General features: G+C 44.7%; 13 protein-coding genes. 11 read left to right on the top strand and 2 right to left on the bottom strand.

Annotated features, from left to right (window positions below; translation table 11 throughout):
* The first annotated feature begins 56 nt into the window (after window positions 1-56).
* Window positions 57-1,163 (top strand): ABC transporter ATP-binding protein, encoded by a 1,107-nt coding sequence (locus AC1MBV_RS07655; protein ID WP_480948031.1) that lies wholly within the window; start codon window positions 57-59, stop codon window positions 1,161-1,163.
* A 162-nt stretch (window positions 1,164-1,325) separates the two neighbouring features.
* Here AC1MBV_RS07655 and AC1MBV_RS07650 read toward each other — a convergent pair whose 3' ends face one another.
* Complete coding sequence (locus AC1MBV_RS07650; RefSeq protein ID WP_480948030.1) at window positions 1,326-2,492, bottom strand: MFS transporter; 1,167 nt, start codon at window positions 2,490-2,492, stop codon at window positions 1,326-1,328.
* A 76-nt stretch (window positions 2,493-2,568) separates the two neighbouring features.
* On the opposite strand from AC1MBV_RS07650, the gene AC1MBV_RS07645 reads away from it, so the two are divergent.
* The 10 genes from AC1MBV_RS07645 (at window position 2,569) to AC1MBV_RS07600 (ending at window position 15,120) form a co-directional block, all read left to right on the top strand.
* Window positions 2,569-2,952, top strand: a complete 384-nt coding sequence (locus tag AC1MBV_RS07645) for a MerR family transcriptional regulator (protein ID WP_480948029.1) — start codon at window positions 2,569-2,571, stop codon at window positions 2,950-2,952.
* On the top strand, window positions 2,949-3,305 hold the full coding sequence (locus AC1MBV_RS07640; protein WP_480948028.1) for a nuclear transport factor 2 family protein: 357 nt from the start codon (window positions 2,949-2,951) through the stop codon (window positions 3,303-3,305). The genes AC1MBV_RS07645 and AC1MBV_RS07640 overlap by 4 nt, the downstream gene beginning before the upstream one ends.
* On the top strand, window positions 3,302-3,745 hold the full coding sequence (locus tag AC1MBV_RS07635) for a GNAT family N-acetyltransferase (protein WP_480948027.1): 444 nt from the start codon (window positions 3,302-3,304) through the stop codon (window positions 3,743-3,745). The genes AC1MBV_RS07640 and AC1MBV_RS07635 overlap by 4 nt, the downstream gene beginning before the upstream one ends.
* A 288-nt stretch (window positions 3,746-4,033) precedes the next feature.
* Window positions 4,034-5,068: a Wadjet anti-phage system protein JetD domain-containing protein gene (locus tag AC1MBV_RS07630; protein ID WP_480948026.1), complete on the top strand. Its 1,035-nt coding sequence runs from the start codon at window positions 4,034-4,036 to the stop codon at window positions 5,066-5,068.
* The gene (locus AC1MBV_RS07625) at window positions 5,038-6,558 is read left to right on the top strand and encodes a replicative DNA helicase (RefSeq protein ID WP_480948025.1); all 1,521 of its coding nucleotides are present in this window, start codon (window positions 5,038-5,040) and stop codon (window positions 6,556-6,558) included. Before AC1MBV_RS07630 ends, AC1MBV_RS07625 begins: the two co-directional genes overlap by 31 nt.
* Window positions 6,539-7,282 (top strand): DUF6063 family protein, encoded by a 744-nt coding sequence (locus tag AC1MBV_RS07620; protein WP_480948024.1) that lies wholly within the window; start codon window positions 6,539-6,541, stop codon window positions 7,280-7,282. Before AC1MBV_RS07625 ends, AC1MBV_RS07620 begins: the two co-directional genes overlap by 20 nt.
* Window positions 7,266-11,678, top strand: a complete 4,413-nt coding sequence (locus tag AC1MBV_RS07615; RefSeq protein ID WP_480948023.1) for a coiled-coil domain-containing protein — start codon at window positions 7,266-7,268, stop codon at window positions 11,676-11,678. The genes AC1MBV_RS07620 and AC1MBV_RS07615 overlap by 17 nt, the downstream gene beginning before the upstream one ends.
* A 782-nt stretch (window positions 11,679-12,460) precedes the next feature.
* Window positions 12,461-13,636 carry a pyridoxal phosphate-dependent aminotransferase gene (locus AC1MBV_RS07610; RefSeq protein WP_480948022.1) on the top strand — a complete coding sequence of 392 codons (1,176 nt, stop codon included), beginning with the start codon at window positions 12,461-12,463 and terminating at the stop codon, window positions 13,634-13,636.
* Complete coding sequence (locus AC1MBV_RS07605; RefSeq protein WP_480948021.1) at window positions 13,633-14,640, top strand: D-2-hydroxyacid dehydrogenase; 1,008 nt, start codon at window positions 13,633-13,635, stop codon at window positions 14,638-14,640. The genes AC1MBV_RS07610 and AC1MBV_RS07605 overlap by 4 nt, the downstream gene beginning before the upstream one ends.
* A gap of 15 nt (window positions 14,641-14,655) precedes the next feature.
* Window positions 14,656-15,120 (top strand): N-acetyltransferase family protein, encoded by a 465-nt coding sequence (locus AC1MBV_RS07600; RefSeq protein WP_480948020.1) that lies wholly within the window; start codon window positions 14,656-14,658, stop codon window positions 15,118-15,120.
* Window positions 15,121-16,115: 995 nt separating this feature from the next.
* Here the strand turns inward: AC1MBV_RS07600 and AC1MBV_RS07595 are convergent.
* Window positions 16,116-16,682, bottom strand: coding sequence for a biotin transporter BioY (locus tag AC1MBV_RS07595; RefSeq protein ID WP_480948019.1), 567 nt, complete (start codon window positions 16,680-16,682; stop codon window positions 16,116-16,118).
* Between the last annotated feature and the right edge of the window lie 66 nt (window positions 16,683-16,748).

Here is a 16,748-nt window from a genome sequence, read left to right as displayed (position 1 = left end):
AATTGAATTCAAGCATTTAATTATAAAGTTATTTAATTGTGAGGAAGTGGGATGGCATGGCCGACTTAAAATTAAATCATATCTATAAAATCTATGATAATAATGTAACTGCGGTAACAGATTTTAATTTAGAGATTGCTGATAAAGAGTTTATTGTTTTTGTAGGACCATCAGGGTGCGGGAAATCAACGACACTCAGAATGATTGCCGGACTAGAAGAGATTTCTAAAGGCGATTTGATTATAGATGATAAAAAAATGAATGAGGTTCCACCAAAGGATCGGGATATTGCTATGGTTTTTCAAAACTATGCGTTATATCCTCACATGACGGTCTTTGATAATATGGCCTTTGGTCTTAAGTTACGAAAGTTTCCGAAACAAGAAATTAAAGAGCGTGTCGAACGAGCAGCTGAAATTCTTGGAATTAAAGAGTATCTTGATCGAAAACCAAAAGCGTTATCAGGCGGTCAAAGACAACGTGTTGCATTAGGCAGAGCGATTGTTCGTGATGCGAAAGTATTCCTTATGGATGAACCATTGTCTAATCTAGATGCTAAGTTACGTGTACAAATGCGTTCTGAAATTGGTAAATTGCATCAACGGCTCCAAGCGACGATGATCTATGTTACCCACGATCAAACTGAAGCGATGACTATGGCTTCGCGGATTGTTATTATGAAAGATGGTGTCATTCAACAAGTAGGAACACCTAAAGAAGTCTACGAAAATCCGACCAATTTGTTTGTAGGGGGCTTCATCGGATCTCCGCCAATGAATTATTTCAATGGGTCAATTGAAGGTTCTCATTTTAAAGGTGACGGTATTGATCTTGAAATTCCAGAGGGAAAAATGAAAATCTTACGAACTAAAGGGTTTTCTAATCAGTCTGTGGTCATGGGAATCCGTCCGGAGGATATCCATAATGAACCAGTTGTACTTAACTCAAATCCAAATTGGGTTGTTTCGGCCAAAATTATTATTGCTGAATTAACTGGTGCGGAATTTATGCTCCATTCTGAAACCGGCAAACATCAGTTTATTGCCCGTGTCAATGCTCGTTTGCAATATCACCCTCAAGATCAAATAAAACTAGCATTTAATCTTAATAAAGTACATTTCTTTGATCCTAAAACCGAACAATCAATAACTGCAAGTCACTGATAAAAATGTAATCAACAGGTCATTTATGTTATTACCTGTCTCAATCCATTATTCTGCATGGACTTGATGAGGTCTAACGATCAAAAAGAAAAAGCTGATTCCTCGCGTATTATCGGGGATCAGCTTTTTTAGTACGATAACAGCAATTTTAAGAACCTTTGTTCATTTTAATTCAAGTCCCTTTTGAATTAAGAAAAGGGTTAAAGAACAGACAAAACTAATGAACAAAACTGCGCCAATCACTAAAAAAGGGGCGGTGTATGAGTGAGCTTGTCCCAGTAACGGACTGATCATGAGCGGACCAAGGGTTGCGCCAATGAAAAGAATGAACGACTGAAGTGTGATCGCCGTGTTTGCCTGCTTTCCGGCAACCAATCCAATCATGGAAACAACCATGGGCATCGTCAGAGCAATGCCAAAGGCAAAAATAATACTGAAAAGAGTAAGAAACACGAGCGAATGAGCGAAAGCCATGAGAATAATTCCGGAAGTTGCACACAGAAGTCCGAGCGACAGCAGTCGAGATAACGAGTGCATCTTTGTTTTTGTACTGAGAAAAATGGCACAAAGGATTCCAATTAATCCGAAGCTGCGGAAAGTCAGCAGGAAATGCCCGAATCCTGCATGTGTGGAAGAAAAATAATTCCCCATCACGGTATACATACTCACAAAAGCGAAAAGCAATGTGAATATGATGATGAAGCATAACCACAGTCTTTTGTTTGGAATGATTTGTGCCACATCAGAACAAAATGAAGGGCGCATTTCGGACGAAAGCGCTGTGCTGGGAATGGCATAAGAAAGCAGCAGAACGATGAGCACATAAGTGAGTGCTTGAACGACATAAATGAGACGCCATCCTCCGGATTGAAACAAGAACGAGGCAAAGAGCTGGCCTGCAACACCGGCAATGATGAATCCCGCAGTTACTGCACTGTTTGCAAACGGAATTCTGTCTTTGGGATAAGAGCGGATAATGATAGATAAAGCAATCGGTGCAAAGGCACTTGCGAAGATTCCTTGAAAGAAACGAACGGCAATTAATGCAGAGAAGGTATTGGTGAAACTGATGAGCAGCGTATCAAAAATGAGCAGGCTGAGTGCAGTGAGCAGCAGTGATTTATGTGGCACTTTGCTCATCAACCAGCCGACCACAAGGAAACCGAGTGCATAGCCAAGTGAAAAGATGCTGCCTGTCCATACCGCATAATCAGTGCCGAATGAATCAGCAATAAACGGGTAGAGCGGAATCATCTCATAAATGCAGATTCCGATGCTGAGACTCGCAGCAAAATTAATGAGTGTGCGCAAATAAAGCTTTTTAGTCATTTGAAATCCTCCTTTAACGGTGGATTGAGTATAAATCTTAGAGTATACTCTAATGCAAGAGGAAAGTTGGTGGAAAATGAACTATTCAATAGATGAAATCAGTAAAATGACCGGTCTATCCAAATACACACTGCGTTACTACGAAAAAGAAAAATTGCTTAAAGATGTCGCGCGTGATGAACATGGTTACCGGAAATACAGTGAGAGAAATTTAGAATGGATTACTTTTTTGCTGAAAGTTAAAAAGACAGGTATGCCGATTGGGAAATTAAAAAAGTTCGCAGAGCTTATGGAACAGGATGATCAAACGATTCTTGAGCGAAGGGCTATACTGAGCGAGCATCAAAAAAGAATGCTTCAGAAAAAAGCTGAATTGGACGAGACGCTGGAAGCGATCAAACGGAAATTTAAAATGTATGATGAACGTCTGAGCAAACGGTGCAAGGAGGAAGGTCGATGAAAGAAACTGAAGTGCAGGAACACATATGCAGTTTAGAATTGAATTTGTTAACAGATGAAGTTCGCAGTTCAGCAAAACGCCTTTCGGAATTACTTTCGGATGACTTTATGGAATATGGAAGCTCGGGAAGGATATGGAAAAGATCAGATTATTCAGGAAATAATGGGATTGGGAAAGTAATGGTGCGTATAAGTGATTTTAAAATACAGCGTTTGGCCGAAACGGTTGTCTTGGCAACCTATCAAGCGTTGAATGTTGAAAGTAAGGCCCGAACATTACGCAGCTCTGTATGGATTTACAAAGATAATAGATGGCGGATGACCTTCCATCAAGGGACAAAAATCAATCAATGAAGGTGGGAAACTTGAAAATGATTCGATCGGCAATAAGAGAAGATGCCGGAAAACTAGCCAATTTATGCGGTCAGCTCGGTTATGAGACAACGGAACAAGAGATATCGGTACGTCTGCAACATCTTATGGACAGTCAGAATGATGCAGTCTTCGTATACGAGAACTCAGAGGGCAATGTTTGCGGATGGGTACATATTTTCGGAAGATATACATTGGAAGGGGTCTGTGCTGAGATCGGCGGGTTAGTTGTTGACAGTAAGTTTAGGAAACAAGGAATTGGAAAAGCGCTGATGGAACACTGTGAGCAATGGGCGCGCAAACATGATTATCCAAGAATCAGGGTTCGCTCAGGAGAAAGCCGAACAGGCGCGCACAAGTTCTATAATGAAATCGGCTATCAAACGGTTAAATGGCAGAAAATATTTGATCGATCGTTGTGAGAGTCCGATTAAAAACGATGAACACTGCATCTGTAATTGCCAAAAGATTAAATTGGTTGATAAAAAGTTAAAATTGGTCGATAAAACTAGCAAAGTGATTGATAAATTTTTCAGAGCGGTTGATAAAATCCTTCAAATGACCGATAAAATCCAGAAACAGACCGATAAGCTCATAAATTCCGAACCTCTGCGGTAAAAAATCTCCTCTGCTTAAAAACCATGCCGCAAATACTTCGAAAATTTAGTACAATAGGACTATAAGTGAGCAGTGAACGGAGGTCTGAGCGAATGGATGAAGCAGCAAGGCGTTTAGCCACATTTTCAAGAAAAACTATTGATTTAGGCGAGCTTGAGAAATTGCTCAAGCCTTTTTTCAAAACCTATGACGCATTTGCAGATCGTGTCCTGCAGCTGGAGAAAGAGGATGTGCTTGTTATGGTGCGGTCCACCGGACGAACAATCCGTACGCCGTCGCTCGCACTCAAGTATCGGATAAATAAAAGCACGCTGAGCGGAGATTATCACCAAGAACTTCAACGTTATCGGACGAAGCTGCACAAGGCGATCAACCTGGACGGGTATTATCGCGCCGATCCATCCGTTTGGCAAACAGACCTCCCTTATCTTCTCCAAATTGATCGTTATCTCAAAACACATGGTTTTCCGACGGATCTCGTTCCTGCACCGGAGCGAAGCTATGAACTGGTTGCGGATGAGAAGTGGATTGACGAGAAGGGCGGGAAGGAGCTTTTAGAAACAATCGGTTTGTATACTCGCCTGAATATTATCCCCGTCTCAGATCCGTTAATGTTCGCCATCAATCCACTTAAAATGAATGATCATGATCAGTGTCATCTTATTGTTGAAAATAAAACGACATATCAAGGCTTGCTTCCCGTATTAAAAGAGACGAATTGTGCGACACTGATTTATGGGTGCGGCAAGGCAGTTGTTAAGAGTATCGAACAGTTTCCCATGCAATATCCGATCAGTGCGAAGCATCATTTCTTGTATTTTGGTGATTTGGATCGGGAAGGACTGTCAATCTGGTATTCTCTTAATCAGAAACAAACAGCCGTACCGGCATTGCCGTTTTATCTAGCATGTTTAAAGAAGAAACCGGCCGTTGGCAAAGCGTATCAGCGATCTCGAAGCGTTGCAGAGGATCAATTCCTTGCATGTTTCTCAGAGCAACAGGCCGACCGGTTGCGCACGACGCTTCATGATGGAAAATACTATCCGCAAGAGATTTTGAAGACGAAAGAATTGCAGAAAATATGGAGGGAATTTGAGTGGAAGAGCTGGATCTGCGCGAAATCGTAAGCGGCTATAAGGAACGAATGCGGCGGCTCGCTCTGTTCGATCCCCTTTATGATCTGGAGCGCAAACGTGAACAGGACCAAGAAAAGAATGATGTTGATATGAAGGGGCTAGGCCTGCTTTCGCTGCTCTTCTTTTTCGAACAGAAATTGATGCGGCGTAATAAGGTTGGCGCAAGTGATTTGGCTGTTTTCCTAGAAAAAACAGCACAAGCGCGCTATGCGATGGAACAGGCGGATTATGCGCGTATCGCTCGGACAATTATCCAAACCTTCCGTCCGACAACAGGGAAAAAACGACGCTACACATTCTTTAATTGGGAAACAAATCAAGAGGACGGCATTGACTATTCGATCTTGAAGGCGAACTCCTTTGACCTGAAAACGAACACGCAATATTACACTCTGGACGAGGAAGGGTTGGAGCTTGTTTTCGCCACCAAGGAATTTTACAGCGAGTTCCAGCTTTCGATTAATCAGCTGATGCTTCGTAAACAGCTGGACAAAGGTGAATTCAAGGGAGCGTTGCGGCAGATCAATGAAATGCGGATCGATGTCGAGAGCCTTGAAGAACGCATGGGCCGGCTGAAGCATGAGATTCAGCGCAGCATTGTTTCCGAAGAAACATTTGAACGCTATAAACAGCTGCTGGAGGACATTTATGGACGGCTCAAACGTGAGGATGAGGAATTCAAGGAGCTGCGCCAATTTGTCAAAGAAACACGGGAGCGGCTGTATGCCAAGGATGTGCATAAGCGGGAACTACGTACCTATGATTTGGTTCTTCAGATCGCCCGCGAGCTGGAGTCGGTGCACTATGATCATTCGCGGCTTTTGGAGCAGACTCTCGATCTAAAGAATACAACGTTGCTCACCGCTCAGGAATCGCTGTATTACACCGGCATTCAAGCATTCAACTTTGATCAGGATCTTAACGCTAAGATTCTTGCAACGCCATTGCCTGTCGAAGCGATGAGAGGCGCGTTGCAACCGTTTCTTAACGTTGAGGAGAATAAAACATGGTCACCACTCACGGTTCTTGCCGATCAAAAAATTAATGAAGAACGCGAGGAACGTGATGATCAGGGATTTGTTGAAGCGGACGAGCATGAAGAGGATCAATCCTACCGGCATGCGTTGGCTGAAAAATACAAACAGCTTATGGACCTTTTTCTGATTGCTTATGAGCAAAATTCGGGTCGTAAATTGTCCCAATTTATGAACTTTCTTGAAGCACATGAGCATGCGGAATTGTTGGAACGGCGTTATTTTTATCAATTCTGGCTGATTCTTCACCAACGCTCGCCGGTCAAATATGGCGAGTCAGATGATGAGGAGAGTAATGCCATCCTCGATGAAGCTCTCGCACTGCTCGGAAACCGAACACTGCATGTGCGCGAGGGCAAAGGGCTGATTCGAAAATCCAAGCGATATTCGATTCAGGAATTGCAAATCCATGTGGAGGGCGAAGAAAATGAACTATCCGGAACATAAAGTCGTCAAGGCATTTCATCTGTATACGGTACTCGCGCGGGATGGCGTTGCCGGAGCCGACGCGGTGCAAAGCTATCGAGCCGATGACGAACTTCGCAGTCTTCTCGATACGTTCAGTCATGAGGTGGATTGCGTGATCATCAGCACCAGCGAGCAGCTTTTCCTTGTACCTGAGACGAAGCTCTCTCCGTTTCATGTCAGCAACGAGTGGATCAAGCGCAACTATTTGCGCAGCGGGGCGACGAACGGAGATCTATATCTGCTCTATTTTGCGACGTTGATTTTGTTCGGCAGCTTTTACGACACGTACCAAAGTCAGGAACCCACACGACTTTTCCTTCGCATGGATGAGTGGGTTCGTTTCGTTCAGAAACGGATTGATCAGCTCAAAACGCATGACGAGGATGAACTCAAGCAACTGGAAAATGAATTTTTCTATAACTGGCGATTGATTATTCAGAAGTGGGACGACATGGATGATATTAAGGAACAGGCGAAAAAGCAGAGCGGCAATACGATCAGTCGAATGAGTTTTATTGATACGGTTAAACGGTTCTTGGTCGATCAAGACCTGGTTCAGGACATCGGCAATGAGGAAATCCGGCTGACGGAAAAGGCGAAGACGATCATTCAGCGTTATTTTATGGAAGTGGAATACAACAAAGGAATTTTCGAATTTATTTACGGCTTTGAAGGAGGCGCAGAGCATGCCGACGATCAGTAAAATTCGCTTGACGAACGTCATCTATGAAGAGGGAAACAAACGCTATAATGATGAATTATTCCTTTTTGACGGACACAACGGCGCCATCCTGATTGAAAACGGCGGCGGGAAAACGGTGTTCATTCAAACGGCGCTGCAGGCTATTCTGCCGCATACCGATCTGGCCGAGCGCAAGATTAAGAACACACTGATGCTGGAAAATGCCCCTGCACACATCGCAATCGAGTGGATCGTGAATGAGCGGCCGAGACGCTACGTGGTCACTGCAGTCTCACTTTACACCATAAAAAACGGCTTGGACTCGCTGCGCTATGCCTATGAATACAATGAAAATGATCCGAACGGTATTGAGGATATTCCTTTTGTTCATGAGACACGTGAAGGCAAGCGGGCGGCCGAACGCGGCGAAATGCAAGATTACTACGCCGGCATGCGCGAGAAGACGCTAAGTGCGCAGACCTTCAAAACGATTAAAGAATATAAGACCTTTCTTGAAGAACAGTACAACATTATCTCGAGTGAGTGGGAAAGTATCGTTAAAATCAACAGCTCGGAAGGCGGCGTTGAAGCCTTTTTTGATGAATGCAAGAATACCAATCAGCTGTTTGACCGCCTGCTGATTCCAACTGTGGAAGATTCAATTGTCGGTCATGACCAGCATCTCTTTGCCGATCTCTTTGAACAGCAGCTTGCGAGTTTGAAAAACTACAAGAAATTGAAAGAAACGATTGAAGAAAATAAACAGATTAGTGGCGAATTGGAAAAATACAGCGAGACCTATGAGACGCTGCATGAGTACCTATTAGACTATGAGAAATCGAAGCAGCGGGCGAAGGGTGTATGGAACGAGATTATTGTAGAGCAGCGCAAACAAATCGCAGCTCAGGAATCAAACATCAAGGATCTGCAAGAATGGAAGGCAGACAGCTTGGGCTATGCGATAAAGTCAGATTCGTATACCATTTTTCGTGAGCAATCAACGCTGAGCACACTTGAAAATAAGTATAAAAAGCTGCTGGCGGCACAAACGAGTGTTCAGGAATCATTGCGGCAAAGCAGGCATGAGCTCCATACGTTAAAATGGGCGAAAGCCAAGCAGGAATGTCACGAGCAGGAAGACGCATTGCGGTTGTATGAAGAACAGCTCGCGCAATTTGATCAAAAGGATGATGCCCAGGATCTGCGCAATCAGCTGGAGATGGCGCGGCGGGAGTTGCTCGGCTGCTATGAGCATGAGCTGGCTGAGCTTGCGAGAACCGAACAGGAACTTGATGGTCGCCTGCAGCCGATTCTCAAACAAATTGAGGTCAGCGACCGGTCCAAGAAGCATGTGACCGAAAGAGAAAAGGAGCTGTTTGCTGGGCTGTCGGAAACCAAAGGTGTCATGAAGACGCGGCTTGAGCAGCTTGAAAAATTGAAACGTGAACTGCTTTCGAACCCTGAACAAGAAACGGTAAAAGAACAGCTTGTAAAATGGCAGGAACGTGATCAACTGCTCGATGAAACGATTATCCAATTAAATCAGCAGGAGAAAGATGCCCGCAGTCACAAAAAAGAGGCCGAGGAGCGAAAAGCGGACGTACAAACGGAACAAATGGAGACCAACCGCGCAATGGACCGAATCCGCACGGAGCTTGCTGCGATGGAAAAAGCGCAACGGACAGTGATTGAGCAGCTGTCCGTGCTGCGCCGTCAATGGGCAGCACTTGAAACTGTCTATCTTGAGCCGGATTCCATTGAACAGCGGATGCTTGAGAAAATGAATCAAATCACGGCGGATCGCGAAGCCCTTTTTCACAAAGAGCGGATTGCACGGCGGTTTGTCGACGACCATGCCGATCAGAGCGTCTTTTTTGGCGATACATTTATGGAAAAACAGCTATCCTCGTGGAAAAACCAGTTTGATTATTTGGTCAGCGGTGTGGATTATCTTCAATCGATGAGTGAGGAGGAACGCGAACAGCGCCTGCGATATCCCCTTTGGCCGCTGACGCTGGTAACCACTAATGCGGATAAACCGAGAGTGATTGATAAGCTGAACCGCGTTGCCGATCGGCTGCAGTATCCGATCACGGTGCTCACAACTGAAGAAGCGCTTGATGTGCATGAGCAGAGTGTGGTACGTTGGGTCGCGCCAAGTCATTGGCAGGGAAATACGGACGCGGCGATCTTTGCTGACTGGAAAAAACAAATCGGCATTGAGGCAGAGAAAGCGACCGCCGACCGAGTGACAAAAGAGAAGGAGCTTGCCGAGTGGAAGGATGCGTTCCGGGCGTTCCATCAATTTTTAACGGACTATTCGTATGAATCAACTGAAGAGAAGAAAACGAAGCTCGGCGAACTGACCAACAAGGATGAGTCGCTTGCCTTAGCACTTCGTCATGAAGAAGAGAGGATCAATGATCTAGATGCACAGATCAGCAGCTGCCGTGAGAAAGCCGCTCAGTATCTTGAGGAACGGCATGGCTTAGCTCGTTATATTGAAAAAGGTCATGACTCTCTTCGTGTTGAGAAGATGATTGCAGAGGGACGCAGCCGTGAACAGCAGCTAAAAGAAAAACTGCACCTCGTTGAGCGGGAACTCGAGACGATGAACCAAAAGCTGAGCCGATTAAATGCAGAACGTGGAACTATTGAAAGCCGGACGGCTGATATTAAGCGGCAACAGCAATGGCTGCGACAGGATGAGGACTACCAATCGTTGAAGGAACTGACCCCTGCGGAGACCAATGAAAGCAAGAAAGTGATTAAGGATAAGATTGACATTTTACGGCTGAAGCTGCGCGAAATTGATACGGCGCGGGGCGAATGGATTGCCAAACGTGACGAGGCTGTTCGAAATATAAAGCGGCTCACGGATGAAATGGAAGCATTGCACCGCAGTGAGAGAACGATAGATGAATCGCGCTCGTTCCCTATTGACGGCAAGCAGCAGATCCAGTCGCTGCAAGAACAGATCGCTGTTCTGGTCCAGGAGGAGAAGGCATGCGGCGATGACGTTCGGCAGGCAGAAAATGAAAAAACGAAGCAAGAAGGAAAGCTGGAAACGATCTGCGGTCAGTTTGAAAAAAGTTATCCAGGTGAAGAACGGATTACTTTTGACGCGTATGACGGCAATGCCCAAGAGGATTTGGTTGCGGAGAAAAAACACCTGAGTGAACGTAAAATCTATATCGATCAGGAAGCTGCCCGGATTGAAAAGGAATCCAAAGCCATCGATACGGCAAAGTATGAACTTGAGATGTTTGAGGAAGCGCATCATTTTAAAGCACCGGATATTTCGTCGATTTCCTTGACCAATGAGGAGATCCTTGACTTTACGTACAATCGCAAGAAAGTAGTTGCGGCGACAAAACGCAGCCTGAAAGAAAATCAGGGCCGCGTTGCGGAAGGCGCGGGCGAAGTCTCAAGCGCGCAGCGCGCATTCCGCACGTTCTGTCGCACCAACATTTCCGATGTGAAGCTGCGGCAGATGGCAATCAGCGGCATTGAAACGAAACAGAGCTACGAAGCCATCATTGAATTCAAGAAGAATATGGCGACGCGCATTGAAAGCATTTCCCATTATGCGCATGAACATATCCGCCAAAGCGATAAGGATCTCCAACTTTTCATCGACCAGATTCACACGCATCTGCGTACGCTGGCTGAAGAACTGCGGCAAATTCCAAAGAAAACCAAGGTGAAGGTACAGGACGACTGGAAACCAATCTATGCCTTTAAAATTCCCGATTGGAATGAGGAAGAAGGTAAAGCGCGGATCAGAAATTACATCGAATGGATTCTGGGTCAGCTGGACGATGGGCGATTTCTGGATGAAGAAGGCCGCCAGGACAGCGGAAAGGTTCGGAAGGAACTGGATATGTGGCTCCAATCCAAACAACTGCTGCGGATTGTCATGGACAATGAGGTGCTGAAGGTCAGCTGCCGCAAAGTGGCCAATGACAACACGGTAACCACGCGCTCGTACTCATGGGAACAAAGCAACATCTGGTCCGGAGGAGAGAAGTGGAGCAAAAATATGACACTTTTCTTAGGCATTCTCAATTATGTCGCCGAGAAAAAGAAACATATCCAATCCAGCGCCAAGCTGCACCGCGCTGTGATTCTCGACAATCCGTTCGGACAGGCATCCAGCGATCACGTGCTGAGCCCGGTCTTCTTTGTCGCCCAACAGCTCGGCTTTCAGATTATCGCATTGACCGCTCTTGCCGAGGGGAAATTCCTGCAAGACTACTTTCCGGTGATTTACAGCTGCCGTTTAAGGGGCTCGTCCGGATCAGGCAAACAAGTGATGACCAAGGAAAAATGGATCCGCAAGGCATTCTTCGAAGATCATGATCCCCAGGTCCTCGAACGGCTCGGCGAAACCGAACAACTCGGATTGTTTGATTGAACAAGTGAAGATGATAAGAAGAGCCTGATGTAGAGGCTCTTTTTTGCCGGCTGGGAAATTAGATCATATCAACTTGTGGAAAACTCATCGTTAAACGATTGTAAAATTTTTTGAGGCGCAGGATATAGTTAACTTGCTGAAAAACCGGCTCACCTGCCAAATAAAACGTTAACCTGTTGAATAATCGTCTAACCTGTTGAAAAATTAGCTCACCTGATAAATAATTTTGAATGGATGATGCTTTTTAAAGCACATGCCGCGCGGATAGTTTTGATTTGTATGTTCTTCTGTTTCTCCGGGAACCAATGTACGCACCTAATTGATCAAATTATAGGTGAGCAAGCGGATCATCAGACGTCAAGAGTAGATAGATATAAAGGAGACCTTTTTAAATTGCTTTTCTAAACAAGGTTGACACTTTTTAAAAAATCTGATATAAATGTAATCACCAACTCAAAAGGAGTTCTTGGTCATGAGACGAACAGGTAAACTCCAATTGAATAACTTTTATTACTACTTTGGTTTCTTTCGTTAGTGTTTGCATTCGCTTCAACAGGGTGCAAACACTTCAGCAGAAGGTTGCATCCATGCGGAAGCCAAGGCGGTACGATTTGACTTGGAAAAATAACCACATGGATTAAGAATCAATAATCCGTGTGGTTTTCACTTATCGCGATGAAATCCGATCACCCACGGTTATTGAAGCCGTGGGTGATTTTTTTCGCAAAAAAATTTTATAAAAGGCAGGGAAATGAACGATGACACACTCTTTAATCAGCAAAATGAAAACGGAATTGAGCTTGCTTAAGCCCTCGGACATTCTGAAATTCGATCAGGACATTTCAGGAATCCCGGATATCATTAAATTGACACTTGGCGAACCGGATTTCAACACGCCTGAGCACATAAAAGAAGCGGGAAAGCGCAGCATTGACAACAACCGCAGTCACTACGCTCCATCTGCCGGTACACCTGGACTTAGAAAGGCAATCAGCAATTTTCTCAAGAAAAAATACAATTTATTTTACAATCCGGATCACGAAATTCTTGTGACCGCTGGTGCGACGGAAGCTATTTATACCGTTCTCACATCTATTTTGAACCCTGGAGACAAGGTGCTGATTCCAACGCCGATTTTCCCTCTATACATTCCGGATACGATTCTTGCTAAAGCAGAACCGGTATTCATGGATACGTCATCGAATGGTTTTGTCCTATCACCTGAATTACTTGAAGAAACACTTGAAAAACATGGTGACGCAGTAAAAGCAATTGTTTTCAACTTTCCGACCAACCCGACTGGCGTGACGTATCGCAGAGGAGATGTGAAGGCACTCGCAGCGATTCTGGAAAAACACGATCTTTTTGTCATTAGCGATGAGATCTACAGTGAACTCACCTATGGCGAAGGTCATGTTTCGATGGCTGAATATTTGCCGGAACAAACAATCTTGCTGAATGGCGTCTCAAAATCACATGCAATGACCGGCTGGAGAATTGGTTTCATTTGTGCACCGTCCGCGATTACGACGGAGCTGAGCAAGATTCATCAATTCACGATTACCTCAGCGACAACGATTGCACAGGACGCAGCTCAGGAAGCGTTTGAAAATGGAATGGATGACGGCGCGGAAATGCGTGTGGAATATGAAAAACGGCGCGATTTTGTTTATGAAGAAATGAGTAAAGCCGGCTTCGATTGCGTGAAACCGGAGGGCGCTTTCTACCTGTTTGCCAAAATTCCGGAAAACATGATTCAAAAAAGCCTTGATTTCTGTACGGATCTCGCACATAAGGCTAAGGTCGCTGTGATTCCGGGTGGTTCATTCGGCCCCGGTGGTGAAGGCTATATTCGCATAAGCTATGCGGCAAGTATGGAACAACTTAAGGAAGCGATGAACCGAATTGCGAACTATGCAGCAGAAATTAAAGAAGAACAGAGGAGTGTGCAGCGATGAAAATGATTATGTTCAGTGTCCGAGACGATGAGGAAGCGGCAATCAGGGACTGGGAAAAGAAGACCGGCATTCAAATTGACATTAATAATCTGGAACTTGACGGGGAAACCGTACAGATGGTCAAAGGCTATGATGGCATTGTCATTCAACAGCGCAATCGGATTAGTGATCCGGTGGTCTATGAGACGCTAGAAAAATTCGGTTTGAAACAGCTCACAACACGGACGGCTGGCTTTGATATGGTTGATCTCGAGCAGGCATCGAATCATGGATTGGCAGTGACCAATGTTCCGGCGTACTCGCCGAATTCTGTTGCCGAATTGGCCGTGACGCAGACGATGCGGCTGATTCGCAATCTGCCGCTTTTTGATGCACGAGGCGCTGAGCAGGATTTCCGCTGGGCAGGACTTCAGGCGCGCGAAATTCGCTCACTGACCGTCGGTGTTATCGGAGCAGGCAGAATCGGCGGGACGGTTGCTCGCCTGTTTAAAGGGCTCGGCGCGACGGTGATCGCGAACGATATCGTTGAGCGTGATGATTTACGAGACGTGCTCACCTATGTTTCAAAAGAAGAACTTTTGAAGACGGCAGATGTTGTGACGCTGCACGTCCCGCTGATGGAATCAACCACCAATCTGATTGATACCGCAGCGCTTGCGTTAATGAAGCCTGACGCATTTCTTGTGAATGCATCGCGCGGACCGGTCGTTGATACCGATGCATTGATTGCAGCACTAAAGAATAAAAAAGTTGCCGGAGCTGCGCTGGATACTTTGAACGGCGAAGAGCATTTCTTCAATCAGGATCTGCGCGGCCAGGACATTCCGAGTGAGCAACTCAAAATGCTTCGCGCGATGCCAAATGTGCTGATCACACCGCATATTGGTTTTTACACAAATCTAGCGGTGCAGAATATGGTTGAAATCAGTCTGAATGATGTGCTTGCCATTTTGAATAACGGTCAGAGCGAGCACCAAGTCAATAAAGTGGCTGTTGAAAACTAAAAAGAAGGCCGGCTCATGGAAATCAAACAGACAACGGATGCCGCACTGATTGCAAAATTAAACGAACCGGTTCAAACCTTGCATCGGGCACTGTATCCTGAATACTTTAAGCCTTATTGTTTTGATGAAATCCGCCAATGGTTTGAAAAGATCATCGCGAGCGATCCCGATTCAACGTTCTTAGTGATTGAGGATGAAGGACAAATTGCGGGTTATGCTTGGATTCAAGTCCTTACCCGAAAAGAAAATCCATTTAAAAAAGCGAAAACCTTTTTGGAAGTTGATCAATTCAGCGTGGTTCCGAGTGAACGAAGAAAAGGCTATGGGACTGCATTGATGAATTACATCTGTCAATTCGCTAAAAACAAAGGGATAAAAGAGATTAATCTTGATTACTGGGCGGACAATGAAGCAGTAGAGCTATTTTATAGCAAGCAAGATTTCAAGATATATAGAAAAGCCGCTCATCGGATCGTGTAGATTAAGTACTATTTAATGAAGGAAAAATGCGTCACGCAGATCATTAGTCTGCGTGATCTTTTATTTTCAAATTAGTGGATAGTGAATATATAACCTGCTGAAAAAATCGCTCACCTGTTGAATAAACAGCTGACCTGCTGAAAAAATCATTAACCTGTTGAATAAACAGCTCACCTGCTGAAAAAACCGTTAACCTGTTGAATAAACAGCTCACCTGCTGAAAAAACCGTTAACCTGTTGAAAAAATTGCTCACCTGTTGAAAAAAACGTTAACCTGCTAAATAAACTGCCGACCTGTTGAAAAAATCGCTGACCTGCTAAATAAACAGCTGACCTGCTAAAAAAATCGTTCACCTGCTAAATAAACAGCTCACCTGTTGAAAAAATCGTTCACCTGCTAAATAAACTGCTGACCTGTTGAAAAAATCGCTGACCTGCTAAATAAACAGCTGACCTGCTGAAAAAATCGCTCACCTGTTGAATAAATCATTAACCTGTTGAAAAAATTGCTCACCTGCTAAATAAACAGCTGACCTGTTGAAAAAATCGCTCACCTGCTAAATAAACAGCTGACCTGCTGAAAAAATCATTAACCTGCTAAATAAACAGCTGACCTGCTGAAAAAATCGTTAACCTGCTGAAAAAACCGTTAACCTGCTGAAAAAATTGCTGACCTGTTGAATAAGTTGCTCTACTTTAGTCTTTTCCGCTCTATGCACCGTCCGTGTAACGATCGCTAAGGTGAGATAACTTTTCTATGAGAAAGAACAGAGTAATTTTTTAACTTGTGCTGCAAAGATAAATCCAATGAAATTTTAGCATTGAACATTGGTATGAACATGAGTGAGCCTTTAAATTGGAAGGGAGCATAGTCAAAAATTGTTGAAGGCATGAAGCGGATCGGGAACGTTTTAAATGAAATGTTGATGTTTATGTAAACAAAAAAACAGCTCTCTCGCGGATTAGCACCGCTAGAGAGCTGCTCTATACCTTAATTATGCTATTGTTTGCTGTTTTCCGGATTTCAAAAGTCCGAATTTGGTCAGACGCTGGCGAACCTGAATGCCGACAACGCTGGCAATGACGGCTTTAACCACGCCGACAATGAGAAATGGATAAACACCGACAGCCAATGCCTTTGCCCAAGAGAGGTCGAGCACAAGTTTCAGTTGGAGTGTGCCGATGGCTAAGGTGACGAACATGCCGACAATGTTGGCTGCGATCGCCATCGGTGTGTTGAATTTCGTGTATTCAAGAATCAAGCCGGTCACCAGTGCTGTGAGGATAAATCCGGTGATGTAACCGCCGGATGGCCCCAGGATAACGCCAAATCCGCCGCTCATTCCTGCAAAAACAGGAAGGCCGATGGCGCCGAGTCCGGCGTAAACAATCATAGATATTGTGCCATATCTGCTCCCGAGTACGGTAGCCGTAAGACCAACAGCCAGTGTCTGACCGCTGATCGGAATAATCGGCAGTGGAATGGTGATCTGTGCGAGAATAGCGGTAATTGCCGCAAACAGTGCGCATAAGATCAAATTTTTCAATCGTGTATGATTCACTGTGATAAGTCCTCCTAAATATATGTTAACCTTAACAAATAATAAGTTAACATATATGGAGGTCAA

It is taken from the genome of Sporolactobacillus sp. PKPK-6, from assembly GCF_056678885.1.
Note: the sequence above shows the minus strand (reverse complement) of the source record. Positions and strands in the feature narration are given on the sequence as shown.

What these genes read in the sequence shown, in the direction of transcription:
- AC1MBV_RS07655 (WP_480948031.1), top strand. Translation starts at nt 57, where the DNA reads ATGGCCGACTTAAAATTAAATCATATCTATAAAATCTATGATAATAAT.
- AC1MBV_RS07650 (WP_480948030.1), bottom strand. Translation starts at nt 2,492, where the DNA reads ATGACTAAAAAGCTTTATTTGCGCACACTCATTAATTTTGCTGCGAGT.
- AC1MBV_RS07645 (WP_480948029.1), top strand. Translation starts at nt 2,569, where the DNA reads ATGAACTATTCAATAGATGAAATCAGTAAAATGACCGGTCTATCCAAA.
- AC1MBV_RS07640 (WP_480948028.1), top strand. Translation starts at nt 2,949, where the DNA reads ATGAAAGAAACTGAAGTGCAGGAACACATATGCAGTTTAGAATTGAAT.
- AC1MBV_RS07635 (WP_480948027.1), top strand. Translation starts at nt 3,302, where the DNA reads ATGAAGGTGGGAAACTTGAAAATGATTCGATCGGCAATAAGAGAAGAT.
- AC1MBV_RS07630 (WP_480948026.1), top strand. Translation starts at nt 4,034, where the DNA reads ATGGATGAAGCAGCAAGGCGTTTAGCCACATTTTCAAGAAAAACTATT.
- AC1MBV_RS07620 (WP_480948024.1), top strand. Translation starts at nt 6,539, where the DNA reads ATGAACTATCCGGAACATAAAGTCGTCAAGGCATTTCATCTGTATACG.
- AC1MBV_RS07615 (WP_480948023.1), top strand. Translation starts at nt 7,266, where the DNA reads ATGCCGACGATCAGTAAAATTCGCTTGACGAACGTCATCTATGAAGAG.
- AC1MBV_RS07610 (WP_480948022.1), top strand. Translation starts at nt 12,461, where the DNA reads ATGAAAACGGAATTGAGCTTGCTTAAGCCCTCGGACATTCTGAAATTC.
- AC1MBV_RS07605 (WP_480948021.1), top strand. Translation starts at nt 13,633, where the DNA reads ATGAAAATGATTATGTTCAGTGTCCGAGACGATGAGGAAGCGGCAATC.
- AC1MBV_RS07600 (WP_480948020.1), top strand. Translation starts at nt 14,656, where the DNA reads ATGGAAATCAAACAGACAACGGATGCCGCACTGATTGCAAAATTAAAC.